This window comes from Gammaproteobacteria bacterium, from assembly GCA_033720895.1.
Lineage (GTDB): Bacteria > Pseudomonadota > Gammaproteobacteria > Natronospirales > JAJUFS01 > JAWWBS01.
Genome location: JAWWBS010000054.1, coordinates 1 through 16,157 on the forward strand (window position 1 = coordinate 1; position 16,157 = coordinate 16,157).

Consider the following 16,157-nt stretch of genomic DNA (forward strand, 5'->3'; position numbering starts at 1 on the left):
AGGGCCAGGCGCCCCATGCGCCCGAAGCCGTTGATGCCGATACGTGTCTTGCCCCCGTTCGCGCTGCCCATGTTCCACCTTGTGCTGGTTGTTCGATGACTGGAATCGAAGCCTGACACAGTCGGCAGAAAGGGTCAGCCCCGTTGTCTGACAGGCATGAAAAAGCCCCGCTCTCTCAAGCGGGGCTTGTTCGGGAGCAGGAAGTATCAGCTATCGGGCTGGCTCACGAACAGCAGGACCAGGGCTGACACCCCGCCATAGATGAACGCGCCTTCGAACGACCCTGCGCCGACCGGCGACTGCCACATCTGGAACAGCGCGCCACCGATCACGACGAAGCCGCCGAACCAGACGATCATCGCCATGGCCGGCCCGGCAACCGCGAAGGTCTTGGCGCCGTTGAATTCCAGGGCACCCGCCTTGCGCACTTTCCAGAGATCCCAGGCGCCCTTGAACGACAAGGCGCCGACCAGGAATTCACCGGTGATGATGAAGATCAGCGCTAGCGTTACCAGCGCGGGCGAAGTGATCGATGGAAAGATCTGGTTGCTGTAGACGGCGTTCTCCTGGTGACTGAGCACATAGCCCACCGCACCCACGGCGGCATCCCAGTTGGCCGTGTTGCCCGCGACATACAAAAAGCCCTGCAGGCCGACGAAAACGACGAGAACGATCTTCATGTATCGAATCAGCATGTAATCCCCCAAAGGTGTTGCGTTGCATTAAACACACCTGTTCAGCCTAGTCGAGATGCCGGGACCGGGGGTGGATTTTGATTCGCGGTCGGACTGTCAATTTCCGGAAGATGTTCTACGCTTGTTGTTACCTACTCATTCAATGGAGGTACCCATGACCAAGGAACAACGCGCGGAATACGGCATTGTCCTGTTGCGCATCAGCTTCGGCGTGATGCTGATCGCGCACGGCCTGATCCTCAAGTACTTCACCTATGGCCTCGACGGCACGGTGGGCTTCTTCCAGTCGATCGGCTATCCCGGCTGGCTGGCCTACGTCGTCTTCCTGATGGAAACCGTCGGCGGCTTCATGATCCTGCTCGGCGTGTTTACCCGCTGGGCCTCGCTCGCCATGGTGCCGATCATGATCGGCGCAACGATGGTGCACATCGGCAACGGCTGGGTGTTCTCGGCCGAAGGCGGTGGCTGGGAATACCCCGTGTACCTGATCGTGCTGGCCGTGGCGCAGTTCCTGCTCGGCAGCGGACCGTATGCGCTGAAGCGCGACTGACAACAGCGCTGCTCAACAAAAGCCCCGCTCACGCGGGGCTTTCCATTTTGGCTGCTATGCTTCTCGCAGGCCCAGTGGAGAAGCCCTAATGAATGCACTGACACTCGCCATGGTCGGCTTCGTCGGACTCCTGCACGTCTACATCCTGGTGCTGGAGATGTTTCTCTGGACCAGGCCGCATGGCCTGAAGGTCTTCGGCCAGAAGCCCGAGCAGGCCGAGGCCTCGAAAGTGCTGGCGAAAAACCAGGGGCTTTACAACGGCTTCCTCGCGGCCGGCATTTTCATCGGTCTCTGGCTCGGCGAGGCCGGCTCGCTGCTGGTGACCTTCTCGCTGGCCTGCGTGATCGCGGCCGGTGTTTACGGCGCCATCACCGCACGGGTGAAGATCCTGTTCATCCAGGGCCTGCCGGCGATGATCGCACTGGGGCTGTGGCTGCTGCGCTGAGCCGGAGCCGACTGCCTTCCTGGACCCCGCCCCGGCGGGGTTTTTCATGCCTGCCTGAAACTCGAACGTTGACAGCTCGCTGATCGGTCGCTATCTTACTGTACCAATACACCTAGTACAGCATAAACAGCGAGGCTTCAGCCATGTCCCGAACCGTCCCCTTGATGCTGCAACTCAGCGCGGCCGATCCGCGCCCCATCACGCGCCAGATCACCGACGGCGTGCGGCGCCTGATCGCCAGCGGCGAACTCGAGGCCGGCGACCAGCTGCCCAGCGTGCGCGGCCTGGCCAAGCAGCTGACCGTCAATCCGAACACCATCGCCAAGGCCTACAGCGAACTCAGCAGCGAAGGCTGGCTGGATTCGCGCCAGGGCCTCGGCCTGTTTGTCGCCGAAGTGCGGCAGCGCTATTCCGAGAACGAACGCGAACGCCGCCTTGCCCAGGCCATCGATGGCTTTGCCGCCGAAGTTATCGGCCTCGGTTATTCCACGGACGAAGTGCTGGCGCGCGTCGAAAGCGAACTCTCCCCGGTGCTTGGCCAGCGCTCTGCTTGAACAAAAGGAACATGTCCATGTCCACACCCGAACTCAAGGTCCTGCCGCCGAAGGCGGCCACGACGCCCAGCGCACCGCGCTATGTCATAGAGACCGAGCAACTTACGCTGCGCTATGGCAAGAAGCTGGCGCTGGATGCACTCGACCTGAAGATTCCGCAAGGTCGCATTCACGCCATCGTCGGCGCCAACGGCGCAGGCAAGACCTCGCTGTTTCGCATCCTGCTGGGCTTCCAGTCGGCCAGCAGCGGCAGTGCGCGCATTCTCGATCGGGATTGCGAATCCCTGACCGAGCATGATCGCGGCCGCATCGGTTTCGTCAACGAAGAACACAGCCTGCCGACCTGGTTGCGCATCAATGAAGTGGTCGGCATGCAGCGTCGCCTGTATCCGCAATGGAACGAGGCGCTTTATCGCAGCATTGTCGGGCACTTCAATGTCGAGCCCGACCAGAGAATTCGCGAGCTGTCGCGCGGCGAACGCGCCGGCGTGAATCTCGCGATGGCGATGGCGCAGTCGCCGGAACTACTGATTCTCGACGAACCCACGCTGGGGCTCGACGTGGTCGCCAAGCGCGCCTTCCTCGAAGCCGTGCTGGCGGCGATGGAAGACAGCGACTGCACCATCATCTACTGCTCCCACCAGATGGAAGAAATAGAGCGCCTCGCCGACAACCTGATCGTGATGGAGCGCGGCAAGTTGATGCACATGTCGGAGCCGGATGATTTCTGCGAGCGCGTCACGCTCTGGATCGCCGAGTTCCCGTTCCAGACGTCAGGAGCCGAGTTCCTGCCCGGCGTGCTGCAGATGCAGCGGATCGACGGCTTGTTCCATTTCATCGTGCTGGACCAGGACGAGAGCTTCGGCGCGAAGCTTGAAGAGAAAGGCGCGCGTCGCGCCTGGCAGGGGCCGGTCGATCTCGATCGCGCCGTGAATGCCTTCCTGACCCGCAATCACGCCCGTCCCTTGCCCCAAGAGACCGGGCCTGCAAAAGGAGTCGCATCGTGAAGGACCTCCTGATCTCCGAACTGCGTAGGTTCCGCTGGATTGCCATTGCGGCCGGCGTGGCCAACCTGCTGCTGCTGATGTTCTTCAATCGCCTCGAAGACCTGCTGCATGTCGCCAGCCTGCATGGCGTGTTCCTTTTCATCTATACCCTGCTCGGCCTGGGACTCGCGATCATGCAGGTCGGCAGTTACCGCAAGGCCAGCCAGTGGGCCTGGCTGATCCACCGACCCCTGTCGACGTCACGCATTTTCGCCGCGCTGTCCCTGTCAGCGCTTCTGGTTCTCGCATTGGTGATCGTGGCACCGGTACTAGCGATGGTCATCGCGACGGATGTCGGCACCAGTCGCATTGTCGACCTGCGGCATTATTTCTACCCCGTGCTCCTTCTTGCGTTTGCGATGATGGCCTGGCTCGCGGGAGCACATGCTTGCGTCAGTCGCTCGCGCATCGCCATCGCCGTGCTGTTCGCGCCGCTGCTGCTGGCGCTGCACATGGTGTCGGTATTCGCATTGCTGCTGCCGGTCGGCATCGCGCTGGCCTGGCTGGGATGGATCACGCTGAAAAGCTTCCGCGCCAATCGCGAAGCACCGATCCGGGACAACGCCACGCTGCTGCTGACCGCGCTGCCGCTGCAGATCGGCCTGTTCCTGCTATGCATCATGGTGCTGCGTTTTGTCCTTGTCAGCGGCGGCATCCTGCTGGGCACCGATCCGCTGAATACCGATTACCCGCCGCGCGGTGGCCTGATCGAAACCGAGCGTGCCGAACCCTCGGAGCAGATTGCCTGGGGTCTCGAGAAGAGCGAGCACCCGCGTGCCGAAAACTGGCGCGAGCAACTGCCGTTGCTGGAGCCGCTGCAATTCGGCCCCTGGTTGCAGCGCTTCCCGGTGCGTCACCAGTTCAGCAGCCTGAACCTGCCGAGCAACTGGTACGACAAGGAACGCAACACCTACTGGCGCTTCAGCCACGACCGCATGCTGTTCCTCGGTCGCAATCCGGAGAGTGGCGCGAGCAAGGGCGTTTTCGGCAGAGGAGGTGCCGGTGACACGACGCCCTTCGAGCACGTGCCGGTGGTTGCCGAGCATGGCGACCTGCTGACACCGCACGCGCTGCATGGCATCGACAGCGACACCGAAACACTGGTGCTGCGCTACGAGTTGCGGCAGGGAGAATCCTTCACCGGTTTGCCGCAACGCGAGTTCAATCGCATCATCCTGCTGACCAACCAGCGAGTGATCGTGTTGCGCGAGGACCTGCGCGCAGCAGCAAACATTCCGCCCTTGTTGCCGGACTGGGAAATCGCGCTGCCGGACGGGCCGCAGTACCTCGAGTACGTCACGCTGGCGGAGCTGATGGACGGCTGGCTGGTGTCTTTCGTTTACGGCAATGGCATGCGGCAGATCGGCTTCAACCAGTTCAGTGTCATCAATGACCCCTGGCAATATGTCATGCTGGTCGACAATGATGGCCAGGCCAGCATGGTTGCCGAACGCGACATCAATGCCGACTTCCCCGTCATACAACGGACCTACTGGTGGGTATCGCCGCTGCTGGAGACGGTGACGACGTTGCCCGAGGCCATACTGGACAAGGGCCTGACCTGGCCCATGCTGGTCACGCCGCTGCCGAAGTCCCGCACGCTGGTCGTTGCTGCCTTGCTGTCGATGTTGCTGGCGCTGGCTGCGGCCTGGTGGTGGACGCGTGGCACGACCATGAACGCATCGCGGCGTCGAGTCTGGCTGGCCAGCTGCCTGCTGCTCGGGCCGCCAGCCTTCCTGAGCCTGGTGCTGCTGGAACCGCGCGAGCTCGAAGCATGAGGCTTGTCCTGTGTTTATTGTTGCTGCCATTTGTAGCGAATGCTGCGGACGTCGACTTGCAAGCGGCGAAAGCAACTGCAGAAGCAGCCGAGCGCGCCGCGATGCATGCGCGGGATGATTTCCTGCAAAGCCCCGAGGTCCGCGAACCGGCCTTGTCACCGGGTGGGGCCTTCCTGAGCTTCAAGCGCGATAGCGACCAGGAGATTTCCTTGTTCATTCGTCACATCGACAGCGGCGCCACTCATCGCGTGATGAAGGACGCCCGCGATGTCAGCGTGCACTGGTCCGGCGACAGCCGTCATCTCTGGCTCGTGCAAGCGGACGGGATCGGTATCCATGACGTAATGGAAGAAAATGGACAACGCATCTTTCGCTTTGACGAATCGCGACGCCAGCGATTCAAGCTGGTCGACAGTCATGCCCCCGGTCATGCCTTGCTCTCGGAAAAGGTGGCGATCGATGGTACCTGGCGTTATCGCTATCTCAGCATCGATACCCGCGGAAAGGTGACGGCAAGCGTCGAAACCGGGAAAGTTCTGCTCGATGCGCTGCTGGATCGCCATGGCAGGGTTCGCTATGCGACTGGCTACGACGGCGATGACTTCGATACCGTGACCTGGCGTATAGATGGCACGGAACGTACCGAGCTGATGCGCTGCCCCTTGCCGGAACGCTGCATTCCGGTTGCCTTTCATCGCGATGAAGATGATGAAACGCTCTGGATGCTGGCGCACCACGGCGGTGACCTGAAGACCCTGCAACGCTACAGAACATCGAAGCCCGGCTGGGAGATCCTGCATCGTGATCCGCGCGGCATTGCGGATGCCCGCTCGATCATCTTCGAGGCCGGTGGCAAGGAATGGCTCGCGATGGCCTACGAGCCAGACCGCATCGAATGGCACGGTCGCACCGAGGAACAGCAGAAACTGATCGGGTCACTGCAGGATTCCTTGCCTGGTACGAACCTGGACATCATGCCCGCGAACAACGGCAGCCGCTGGCTGGTGCGTGCCGGTCGCGGCGGCTGGCAGTTCGATCGCTACTTTCTGTTCGATACGGACAAGCAGGAACTGACACCGCTATTCAAAGAGGAGCGCATGGGCAAGATTCCGCCAGCGGACCTCGCCGACATCGTGCCCGTGCACTGGCGCGGCAAGGATGGCATGGCGCTGCATGGTTACATCTTCCTTCCGAAGGGCATCGACCTTGCCAGCGCGCCCTTGATCGCGCAGATACATGGCGGACCCTACGGCCGCTCATCGGGTAGTTCGGATGCAGGCGCCTACCTGCTCGCCAATCGCGGCTACATCGTCTTCAAACCGAACTTCCGCGCATCCACCGGGTACGGCGTGAACTACGTGAAGGCAACCGAGGGAAACTTCGGCAAGAGCGGCGTGCTCGATGACATTCTCACCGGCATGGATCACTTGATCGCGAATGGTATCGGCAATCCGGACAGGCAGGCCGTGATCGGGCATTCCTTCGGTGGCTACGCGAGCCTGCTGGCGATCACGCATCATCCGGAGCGCTTCGCCTTTGCCGTGCCGGGCGCGGCACCGGTCGACATGGCCTGGACCATGAAGGACATTGCCATCGAAGGTGGCAGTGCCTTGCCAATCGACGGCCCGCCGATCGAGGTTCTCTTCCCGCGCTACAACGTTCCTTATGGCGAGCCGGCCTGGCATGCGCGCATGCATCGCGACGCGCCAATCAGCCACGCGGCCAATTTGAAAACGCCCACCTACCTCTGGGCAGGCGCGCAGGATGACCGCGTCGCGGTAGAGAGCCTGGTGCGTTACGTGGTTGAAGCGAACAGGGAATACAAACCGCTGTTGCTGATCGATCCAGAATCCGGTCACAGCCCGCGGGGAAAGCTGAACTCTGAAGCCTATGCCTGGCTGATCGAAATGGCGGCCGACAGGCACTTCGGCGGCGGAGCCACGCCACCGTCAAAGCAGTTGCAGCAGTTCCTGGGCCGGAACCTCAAGCACTCGAACCAGGCTGGTCATTTCTAGACTGGTCACTTAGCGAACAATGCCTTGATCCTTGCCACGGATTTCTCCGACCAGACGTCGTCACGCTTGTAGTACTCGTCGTACACCCTGGCGCCTTCCGGGAAGCTGACCCAGGGCAGCTTGGTGGATGCAAAGACGTACACGTCCGGCGGGAATCGCGCCGGATCCTCCAGTGTGCCGACACGAACGAAGGCCAGCTTGTCGCCACCGCCGGCGTAATGGCCCCAGACCGCCACCTTGCAGGTGGGGCAGCGCGCGATTCTCTGCCCCTTGCCACTGGCCGACGGTGTATCGACGAGCTCCGGCTTGCCGCTCAGCAATTCCACTCGATCGGACTCGATCATGGCGTTGATGACAAAGGCGGATCCCGTCTCGCGCTGGCACCAGCTGCAGCTGCAACAATTCACCACCAGAGGCATGTCGGTCATACGGTATTGAATCTCGCCGCAGGTGCAACGACCGTCGAAGGCTTCTTCGCTCATCACCTACTCCTCGCCCTCGTAGTAACCGACCGCATCATCCTGGCGCGTGATGTGGAACATCGGTTCGCCGAAACCTTCGGTGTATGCCAGTACCTTGCCGGAGTCCGGATAAGTCACGACATCGGTCTTTTCGCCACTGGAAAAGGCCAGGTAGCGAATCGGTGCATCGGAGGTGTTGATGATCTGGTGCGCGCTGCCGACCGGGGCGGCGATCATGTCGCCGGCCTTGATCGCATGTTCCGCGCCGTCATGGCGCAGCGTTCCCTCGCCTTCGAGGACGAGAAAGAGCTCTTCGATCTCGGCATGGGCGTGATACGGAAAGGCGCGCTTGCCGGGTGGCACTTCGAAGACGTTGCAGCCGATTTTCTTCAGGCCCAGCAACTGCCCGAGTCGCCGCGCGGAGTATTCGTAACGTTCGCCATTCCCACCGCCACCTTGCAGCGCGTCGTGCACGCTGGTGATCAATTCAGTTTTCATCTACTGCCCTCGATTCGCCTGTTTGCTTCCGCAAGTCGTTTTGCCCTGCTAGTTTAACGTCTTTCGGGGAGGGTATTTCATGCGCGACATCAACTGGCGTTTCCAACTGGTCCTGCTGGCCAGCATTCCGTTCCAGTTCATCTTTCACGAGCTCGCGCACTGGCTGGCCGGGACCTTGCAGGGTTACGACATGATCATGACGCTGAACACGGTCAAATTCGCCATCGACGAGCCACCGGAAATGGCCCAGCACATCGTCACCGCCGCAGGCCCCCTGTTCACCATCCTGGTCGGCGTGTTCGCCTGGTGGCAACTGCGCAGGGACAAGCATGTCTTCTGGTATGCCGCACTTTACTACGCCGTATTCATGCGATTGGTCGCCATGCTGATCAGCGCCAGCAACCCCAATGACGAAGCGCGCCTGAGCATTGCCGCAGGACTTGGCACCTGGACCTTGCCCGCCATAGTCGTGCTTGGGCTGCTGGCACTGACCATCGATGCGGCTCGGCGGCGTGGTATCGGCTGGAAACCGAACCTCGGAGCCTACTTCACGTCCAGCATCGGCGTGACGGCTATCGTATTCGCGGACCGGCTGCTGTTCGGCTGAGAACAATCCACCAAAGCAAAGCCCCGCCCGGCGCGTGACCAGGCGGGGCTTTTCATTTACCAGCTCAATCGAACTGCTCAGCGAGGTCTTCGAGTGCGGCATGCCGTTGTCGGCAGGCGTCGAGTTTCATGCCCAGCACCACCCAGACATTGATGTGCAGCGCGAGCAACACGATCGCCATGATGCTCGCCTGCGTCACTGACACCTTCGCATCGAGCAGCAAACCGCCAATCGCCATGGCAAAAATCACCGCCAGCAACGGCAGGAAGCCCCGAGCTTTCGCCAGCGCGCGGCCATGATCCGCGGCCGTTTCGATGGACAGCTCGATCGCCGCGTGACTGTCCAGCGACAAGGCCTCCATCGCCATGCGCTCGCGCCGTTGCGTTTTCCACATTCCCAGCAAGGCGAAGAGCGCAATGGCGCTGCTGCCGAAGCCGGCAAGCGCATTGATGACCGAGACCTTGCCGGAGATCAGCACATCAATGCCGAACAGCACACTGGCGCCGGCCATGAAGAGGAAAAAGGTCAACAGCACCTGGTGCGCCAGCTGGCGGCGACGCTCCTGGCGAATCACCTTGTCGGTCAACTCCATCGGGATGTCGTTCATCATTCCTGTTTCTCCTGGTTCATGAGAGAAAGACGCGTGCGCAGGCGCGAAAGCCTGGCGCCGACATTCGTTTCGCTGAGGCCGAGCGATTCGGCCATGTCGCGATAGGAATGCTCGTCGAGGTACATCAGGAGCAGGGCACGGTCGATTTCCGGCAGCTGGCGGATCGCGGCATACAGTGCCGCGGTTCGCTCGGGTTTTTCCGAGGGCGGTGCGGCCGCTTCGCGTTCGGGATCCAGGCTTTCGGTTTGCGGGACCGCACGCGCGCGGCGTTGCCAGGAAATGGCCGTGTTCTGCGCAACCCGGTAGAGAAAAGTGTCCAGCGAGGACTCGCCGCGATGCCTGGGCATGGCTCGCCAGATCGCGACCAGCACGTCCTGCATCAGGTCGGGCTGGTCGTTCTCATTGGCAAAGCCGCGCACGACATGCAACAACAGGCCCTGGTGATCTGCCACCCAGGCCTTGAATGCTGCTTCGCTGATTCCTGCCATTGCCTGTTTCTCCTGTTCGGGTCACTGCGTTGGACGCACGGCCCTGGCATTCCTTACAAGCGGAAACGAAAAAACCCGCAGACCCGTTCAAAGCGGCCTGCGGGCATTATGCGACAGCGACTCAGCTGGCGCGCGGGTGCAGCCAGTGCGGCAGGAAGCTGTACGGATCCTTGTTCACGCTTTCATCGAACTCGATGTCGTTGCGCTTCAGGGCCGCCTGGACGGTGCCAGCCTTCATGGCGTCCAGCGTCTCGGTGCAGCCGCCGATGAACTCGCCCTCGACAAAGATCTGCGGAATGGTCGGCATCCTGGTCCGTGACTGCATGACCATGCGAATCTTCCGGCCCAGGTCATCCTTCTGGTAGGCGACCGAATCGAGATCGATGCTTCGATACGGAATGCCGTAGGCGGCAAAGGCGCGCCGAACCGTCCAGGAGAACTCGCACCATTCGTGCGAGAACATCACGATGGGCTGCGACTTTTCGTTCAGGTATTCGTCCACCAGCTTGACGGCTTCCGGATCCAGCTGGTCCGGCGTGATGTTGGCCAGGGTCGGCGGCGAGGACGACGGTGCATCGAAACGCGCACTCGGCGTGGACCGCGAGATCTCCAGCTCGGCTTCGTTCATTTCCTCTTCGATACCTTCGAACAACACGGTCGAGAGATACCGCTCGCCCGTGTCCGGCAGCATGCAGAGAATGTTCGTGCCGGCCGGCGATTCATTGGCGATTTCCAGTGCGGCTGCCAGCGTGGCGCCGGACGAAATACCGCAGAAAATGCCTTCCTTGCGCGCCAGGTTGCGTGAGCGGCGCAGGGACTCGCCGCCATCCACCGGCACGATGCGGTCGACCAGGCTGCGCGCATCTTCAGCCAGCTTCGGAATGAAATCCGGCGCCCAACCCTGGATCTGGTGTGGCCGGAAATTCGGATGCGAGCCATCGTGGCTGCCATCGGCCTTGTACTTCTGCGCGATGTCACTGCCGTAGGTCTGGGAATTGTCCGGCTCGCAGGCAGCGATCTTCGTCCGCGGGCTCTTTTCCTTCAGCACGCGGGAGATGCCCTTCAGCGTGCCGCCGGTGCCGAAGCCGGTCACGAACCAGTCGAGACCGATGTCGGCAAAGTCTTCCAGGATTTCCACAGCCGTCGTGCGCGAATGCATGTCGGCGTTGGCCTCGTTGGTGAACTGGCGGGTCAGGAACCAGCCGTTCATCTCGGCCAGCTCCTCGGCTTTCTTCAGCATGCCGCTGCCTTTTTCCGAGGCCGGCGTCAGCACCACCTTGGCGCCGAGGAAACGCAGCAGCTTGCGGCGCTCCAGGCTGAAATTCTCGGCCATGACCATGACCAGCGGATACCCCTTGGCGGCGCAGACCATCGCCAGGCCGATGCCGGTATTGCCGGAAGTGGCCTCGATCACCGTCTGGCCCGGCTTCAGCTCACCACTCTTCTCTGCGGCTTCGATCACGCCCAGTGCGAGGCGATCCTTCACCGAGGACATGGGATTGAAGGCCTCTGCCTTGACGTAAACATTCACGCCCGGCGGCGCCAGTTGGTTCAGCTTGATGACCGGCGTATTGCCGACGGTCCCCAGGATATTCTCATAGATGGCCATGTTGCCCCCCCTCACTTGCTATACGGTCCTGGACCGGCAAACGCGGGCCGCAGGCACTCTTGAACACCTGACATGGCGCGCAAATTGGGCCAATTGGCTCACCGTTGCTTGAATTGGCCACCTGGCGATACCGCCATCAACGTGACCCCCGTCACGATTTGGCCAAAAAAACACCACCCCACCCCCGTAACTATAGGCTTTGCTTGCACCCGGGGTACTCCTGATTGAACATGCGTGACCCGTGTCGCAGTTTATAGCGGCGGACGACGTAACATAATTCACTCGGAAATCTCCTTCTGTTGCATGGCAGCAGAGGGCCATCGAGGCAAGCGGAACGACACATGAAGCGGCGCATCGACATAGCAGATCTCGAGCTTGGCATGTTTGTTGCCGAGCTCGATCGGCCGTGGCTGGAAAGTCCGTTCCTGTTCCAGGGCTTCTTGCTCGACTCCGAAGATGACCTGGCGACACTGCGCAGCCTGTGCAGCTTTGTCATTGTCGATGCCGAGCAATCGACCTATATCCCCAGATCCTTCCACGCTGCACCTGCGGCGGAGGTGGACGATACTGAACACGACTCGCAAGGGCCGGCGGCCATTCGCGATGTCGACGCCAATGATCCGCGGCGGTTCGCCCGGAGCTTTCGTGAAGTCATTGGCGTGCATCGTCGCGCCCAGCTTCGGCTGATCGAACTCATCGACCGTCGTCGCCTTGGCAAGCGCGTCGATTGCGCCGCGGTTCGTGATGTGGTCGAGGATCTCGATCGCATCATTCGCGAGCATCCCAATGCCGCGATGTGGCTGACCAAGATGCGCGAACAGGACGAACTGACGGCGTCGCACTGCATCAATGTCGCCATCCTGTCGATGACCTTCGCCCGCTACCGGCGGCTGCCGGAAAACATGATCCGCAGCATCGGGCTCGGCGCCATGCTGCACGATATCGGCCTGACTGGCCCCGCCAACGACATCATCAGTTCTCGTGCCCGCCTGGGTGAAGCCGAGTTCAAGGTGGTTCGTCGCCATCCTGTCGACGGGCTGTTCAGTCTCAGGAACCTGGACGAGCTGGACAAGGTCGCGCGGGAAATCATTCGCTCGCACCATGAGCGCCTCGATGGATCGGGCTACCCTGACGGCCTGCGTGGCGACGAGATTCCGGAGCATGTACGGATTGTCGGCATTGCCGATGCCTATGACGCCATGGCCAGTGATCGAAGCTATCGCGCGGCCATGCAGCCGACGGCCGCGATGAGCGAGCTGCGGAAAGACGCCGCCGACAGCTTCGGTGAATCGCTGGTCCAGGAATTCATTCGCTGCATCGGCATCTACCCGGTCGGCAGCGTGGTCAAGTTGAATACCGGTGCCATTGGCATGGTGGCCTCCACCCTGCCTTCTTCCCGCCTGACCCCGCTGGTGCTGATCCTCAAGGACAGCAATGGTCGCAACCTCGCGCCCCGCCAGCTGGTCAACCTCGCAGCCGTGAATCGCATGCGGGAGAAGCGCGAAGACAAGTGGGCCATTGTCGATACGGTCAACCCGCTCGACTACCGCATCAACATTGCGGCAATTGCCATTGATGAAATGCGCGCCTTCCGCTGAGCGGCGCGTCCTCCAGTCAATAAAAAAGGCCGGCGATCGCCGGCCTTTCTGCTTTCCGGGGTTCCTGCCTAGCGCGAGAAATCGAATCGAATGTTCATTCGCGCCCGGCTGGGCTTGCCGACACCGTTGACGAACTTCGGCGTGAATACCCAGCGCTTCATCGCCAGCAGGACCTTGGTACAGGCGTCTCCGAATCGTGCTTCGTTGACATTGCAGGCCAGCAGGTCGAGTTCACCGGTTGCGGAAATGCCGACGGTGATGTCCGCAATCACGGTGGTCGCCGCACCGTAGACAGAAGGTGGCGTTTCAGGCTGGACGTATTCCAGCCGCAGGCTCTCCGAGTTGCTGAAATCGAAAGCCATCTGTTCCTTGCCGTCCTGGGTGACGACACGCCAGTCGATACCGACCGCAACGGTGGCTTCATCCGTCTGCTTCAGCGCGGCTTCGTCAAGAGCGCGCTTGTGGACGACCGGCGCGAGCTTCTCGACGATGCTGTCCGGCAGAGTGGTGTGAACTTCGGTAATGCTGGCTGCACCGTCCTGCACGTCGACCAGCGCGTACAGGAGCCCGGAACGCTCTTCCCCGGCATGCACCGGCAGCACCAGCGCGATGGACAACAGCACCAGGATCTTCAACTTCACGGCAATCTCCTTCCCGCATTTCGTGGATTCCGGCGACACTTTAGCAACCGCGAAAGCGCCGTGCCACGCGGTTTTCCGGCAGGACTCGAAATTTTGTTCGTAATTGGACTATTATTGGACGAGAGTTGTACACGCGCCGCCGCCGATCCTCGATAACCCCGGCCGCTGGCAGTGTTCCCCTGAATGATCACTCACCCGCCAGGCATGGCGGGGGTCCCGTTTGATGCCTGGAGTTCACGACATGCATGTGGCCACAAACCTGCGTACACCGCCAAGCCATCGATACCTGCGCTCGCCGATGACCCGCCTTGGACTGGTGCTCGTGCTGCTGGCAGGCGTGGGAGGCTGCGACCAGGCTGCGACCGACCGGGATTACCGCAGTCGCACCATCCCTGTGATTACCGAGACTGCCAGCCGCAGTGAAATCAGCGACCGTATCGAAGCAGTGGGTACGACCAATGCACGTGAATCGATCGACATCACCGCGCGCGTGTCGAATGTCGTCACACGCATCGGCTTCGAAGAATCGTCCCGTGTGGACGCCGGGCAGGTACTGGTAGAACTGGAATCTTCCGAGGCGCGCGCCAACCTTGCCGCCGCCCAGGCGGATCTCGTCGACCTGCAGACGCAATTGAAGCGCAGCGAGGAACTCATCCAGTCGCGCGCCGTTTCTGTCTCCCAGGTGGACCAGCAGCGCGCCCAGGTGGAAGCTGCCAGGGCGCGTGTCGAGGCCAGCCAGGCCGCCCTGCGCGATCACACCTTGCGAGCACCCTTTGCCGGCAAGGTCGGTCTCAGGCAGGTCAGCGTTGGCAGCCTGGTGTCGCCGGGCGACATCATCACCACGCTGGACGACATTTCTGCCATGCAGCTGGATTTCGCCGTACCGGAATCCTACCTGGCCGCCCTGGAAAACGGTTTGCCGATCTCGGCCCGCACCACGGCCTACCCCGACGAGGTATTCACCGGCACCGTGGTGGCCGTGGGCTCGCGTGTCGACCCCGTCACGCGCACGGTGACCGTGCGCGCCAAGGTACCGAACGTCGATGCCCGGCTGCGGCCAGGCATGTTCATGACTGTCGTCCTTGAGAAGAATCCCAGGGAGTCCATCGTCGTGCCGGAACAGGCCATCGTTCCCGAGGATCGCTCCAAGTATGTCTACATCGTTGACGGCGACACCGTGATGCGACGCGAAGTCACCCTTGGTACGCGTCAGCCCGGCAGCGTCGAGATCGTGGCTGGCCTGGAAGCCGGTGAAGAGTTCGTTACCGAGGGGACGCAGTCGCTGCGCGACGGTTCGGTCATCGAGCGGCGACAGACTCGCGGCGAACAGGAGTAAGTCATGATCATCTCCGATCTCTCGGTCAAACGACCGGTCTTCGCGATTGTCATCAGCTTGATGTTGAGCCTGCTGGGCATCCTGGCGTTCCAGCAACTGCCTGTACGCGAATATCCCGACATCGATCCGCCCGTCGTGTCGGTCGATGCGAACTACCGCGGCGCCTCGGCCGAGGTGGTGGAAAAGAAGATCACCCAGTTGATCGAGGATCGGGTCGCAGGCATCGCCGGTATCGAGCGCATGACCTCGACCAGCCGCGACGAGCGGGCCGACATCACCATCGAATTCAACCTGGATCGCGACATCGATGCCGCTGCCAACGACGTGCGCGATCGCGTTTCACGGATGGCCGACAACCTGCCGGAGGGTTCGGATCCTCCCGAGGTGCAGAAGGCGGATTCCGACGTGCGCTCGGTCATGTGGCTCAACCTCACATCCGATCGTCTCAACACCCTGCAACTGACCGACTATGCCGAGCGTGTCATCACCGATCGGCTTTCGACCGTGCCGGGCGTTGCCCGCGTGCGGGTCAGCGGCGAGCGTCGCTATGCCATGCGCATCTGGCTGGACCGGCAGGCTCTCGCCGCCCGCGCGATGACAGTGCAGGATGTCGAAGCTGCATTGCGGGCCGAGAACGTCGAACTGCCTGCAGGCAGGCTGGAATCGACCCAGCGGGAGTTCACGCTGCGAACGGCCACCGGGCTCAATACCGTGGAAGATTTCAGGACGCTGGTGATCGGCCGTGGACCCGATGGCCAGCCGGTGCGACTTGGTGACCTGGCCAGGGTGGAACTGGGCGCTGCCAGCGAGCGGAACCTGGCCAGGGCCAATGCCCAGGCTGCCGTATCACTCGGCATTTCACAGCAATCGAAAGCCAATACGGTAACCGTATCGCAGGGCATTCGCGAAGCCATGGAAGACATCGCACCAACGCTGCCGGAAGGCATGGAAATTTCCGTGAACTTCGATCGCGCCGAATTCATCAACGAGTCCATCACCGAGGTGTTCAACGCGCTGGGTTTCGCGATGCTGCTGGTACTGGTCGTGATCTACGCCTTCCTCGGCACCCTGCGGGCCACCCTGATTCCGGCCGTGGTGGTACCCATCGCCCTGCTTTCTTCCTTCCTGGTGGTGGAGCCGCTGGGATTCTCGGTCAACGTGCTGATGCTGCTCGGGCTGGTGCTTGCCATCGGCCTGGTGGTCGATGACGCCATCGTGGTGCTGGA

The 16,157-nt window shown here is 61.6% G+C and carries 17 protein-coding genes; 10 read left to right on the forward strand and 7 right to left on the reverse strand.

The features are described from left to right. Positions 1-206: 206 nt before the first annotated feature. Positions 207-695 (reverse strand): DUF2165 domain-containing protein, encoded by a 489-nt coding sequence (locus R3217_08305; GenBank protein MDX1455440.1) that lies wholly within the window; start codon positions 693-695, stop codon positions 207-209. 154 nt (positions 696-849) lie between these two features. Between R3217_08305 and R3217_08310 the strand changes: the two genes are divergently transcribed. The 6 genes from R3217_08310 to R3217_08335 all read left to right on the forward strand — a co-directional run bounded on the left by R3217_08310 (position 850) and on the right by R3217_08335 (position 7,083). Then, positions 850-1,245, forward strand: a complete 396-nt coding sequence (locus R3217_08310; GenBank protein MDX1455441.1) for a DoxX family protein — start codon at positions 850-852, stop codon at positions 1,243-1,245. Positions 1,246-1,333: 88 nt separating this feature from the next. Continuing rightward, the gene (locus tag R3217_08315) at positions 1,334-1,690 is read left to right on the forward strand and encodes a DUF1304 domain-containing protein (protein ID MDX1455442.1); all 357 of its coding nucleotides are present in this window, start codon (positions 1,334-1,336) and stop codon (positions 1,688-1,690) included. 143 nt (positions 1,691-1,833) lie between these two features. After that, positions 1,834-2,244 carry a GntR family transcriptional regulator gene (locus R3217_08320; GenBank protein MDX1455443.1) on the forward strand — a complete coding sequence of 137 codons (411 nt, stop codon included), beginning with the start codon at positions 1,834-1,836 and terminating at the stop codon, positions 2,242-2,244. Positions 2,245-2,261: 17 nt separating this feature from the next. After that, positions 2,262-3,251 (forward strand): ABC transporter ATP-binding protein, encoded by a 990-nt coding sequence (locus R3217_08325; GenBank protein ID MDX1455444.1) that lies wholly within the window; start codon positions 2,262-2,264, stop codon positions 3,249-3,251. Continuing rightward, on the forward strand, positions 3,248-5,068 hold the full coding sequence (locus tag R3217_08330; GenBank protein MDX1455445.1) for a hypothetical protein: 1,821 nt from the start codon (positions 3,248-3,250) through the stop codon (positions 5,066-5,068). Before R3217_08325 ends, R3217_08330 begins: the two co-directional genes overlap by 4 nt. Before the next feature lie 56 nt (positions 5,069-5,124). Next, on the forward strand, positions 5,125-7,083 hold the full coding sequence (locus R3217_08335) for a prolyl oligopeptidase family serine peptidase (GenBank protein ID MDX1455446.1): 1,959 nt from the start codon (positions 5,125-5,127) through the stop codon (positions 7,081-7,083). Positions 7,084-7,088: 5 nt separating this feature from the next. Here R3217_08335 and R3217_08340 read toward each other — a convergent pair whose 3' ends face one another. Together R3217_08340 and R3217_08345 are read right to left on the reverse strand one after the other, a co-directional pair. Next, on the reverse strand, positions 7,089-7,568 hold the full coding sequence (locus R3217_08340) for a GFA family protein (protein ID MDX1455447.1): 480 nt from the start codon (positions 7,566-7,568) through the stop codon (positions 7,089-7,091). Beyond that, positions 7,569-8,042 (reverse strand): cupin domain-containing protein, encoded by a 474-nt coding sequence (locus R3217_08345; GenBank protein ID MDX1455448.1) that lies wholly within the window; start codon positions 8,040-8,042, stop codon positions 7,569-7,571. It lies immediately after the preceding gene. A 79-nt stretch (positions 8,043-8,121) separates the two neighbouring features. Here R3217_08345 and R3217_08350 point away from each other — a divergent pair, with 79 nt between their 5' ends. Continuing rightward, the gene (locus tag R3217_08350; GenBank protein ID MDX1455449.1) at positions 8,122-8,649 is read left to right on the forward strand and encodes a hypothetical protein; all 528 of its coding nucleotides are present in this window, start codon (positions 8,122-8,124) and stop codon (positions 8,647-8,649) included. Between the two features lie 64 nt (positions 8,650-8,713). On the opposite strand, the gene R3217_08355 is transcribed toward R3217_08350, so the two are convergent. From R3217_08355 to cysK, 3 genes are all read right to left on the reverse strand, one after another. Beyond that, positions 8,714-9,259 (reverse strand): hypothetical protein, encoded by a 546-nt coding sequence (locus R3217_08355; GenBank protein MDX1455450.1) that lies wholly within the window; start codon positions 9,257-9,259, stop codon positions 8,714-8,716. Further along, on the reverse strand, positions 9,256-9,747 hold the full coding sequence (locus R3217_08360; GenBank protein MDX1455451.1) for a sigma-70 family RNA polymerase sigma factor: 492 nt from the start codon (positions 9,745-9,747) through the stop codon (positions 9,256-9,258). The genes R3217_08355 and R3217_08360 overlap by 4 nt, the downstream gene beginning before the upstream one ends. Before the next feature lie 121 nt (positions 9,748-9,868). Continuing rightward, on the reverse strand, positions 9,869-11,356 hold the full coding sequence (gene cysK / locus R3217_08365) for a cysteine synthase A (protein MDX1455452.1): 1,488 nt from the start codon (positions 11,354-11,356) through the stop codon (positions 9,869-9,871). Between the two features lie 341 nt (positions 11,357-11,697). Here cysK and R3217_08370 point away from each other — a divergent pair, with 341 nt between their 5' ends. Beyond that, positions 11,698-12,954 (forward strand): HD-GYP domain-containing protein, encoded by a 1,257-nt coding sequence (locus tag R3217_08370; protein ID MDX1455453.1) that lies wholly within the window; start codon positions 11,698-11,700, stop codon positions 12,952-12,954. Positions 12,955-13,022: 68 nt separating this feature from the next. Here R3217_08370 and R3217_08375 read toward each other — a convergent pair whose 3' ends face one another. Beyond that, positions 13,023-13,595: a hypothetical protein gene (locus tag R3217_08375; protein ID MDX1455454.1), complete on the reverse strand. Its 573-nt coding sequence runs from the start codon at positions 13,593-13,595 to the stop codon at positions 13,023-13,025. A gap of 241 nt (positions 13,596-13,836) precedes the next feature. On the opposite strand from R3217_08375, the gene R3217_08380 reads away from it, so the two are divergent. Both R3217_08380 and R3217_08385 read left to right on the forward strand, forming a co-directional pair. After that, positions 13,837-14,931, forward strand: coding sequence for an efflux RND transporter periplasmic adaptor subunit (locus tag R3217_08380; protein ID MDX1455455.1), 1,095 nt, complete (start codon positions 13,837-13,839; stop codon positions 14,929-14,931). Between the two features lie 3 nt (positions 14,932-14,934). Beyond that, positions 14,935-16,157: efflux RND transporter permease subunit (locus tag R3217_08385; protein MDX1455456.1), on the forward strand; the 1,223-nt coding region annotated here is incomplete at its 3' end.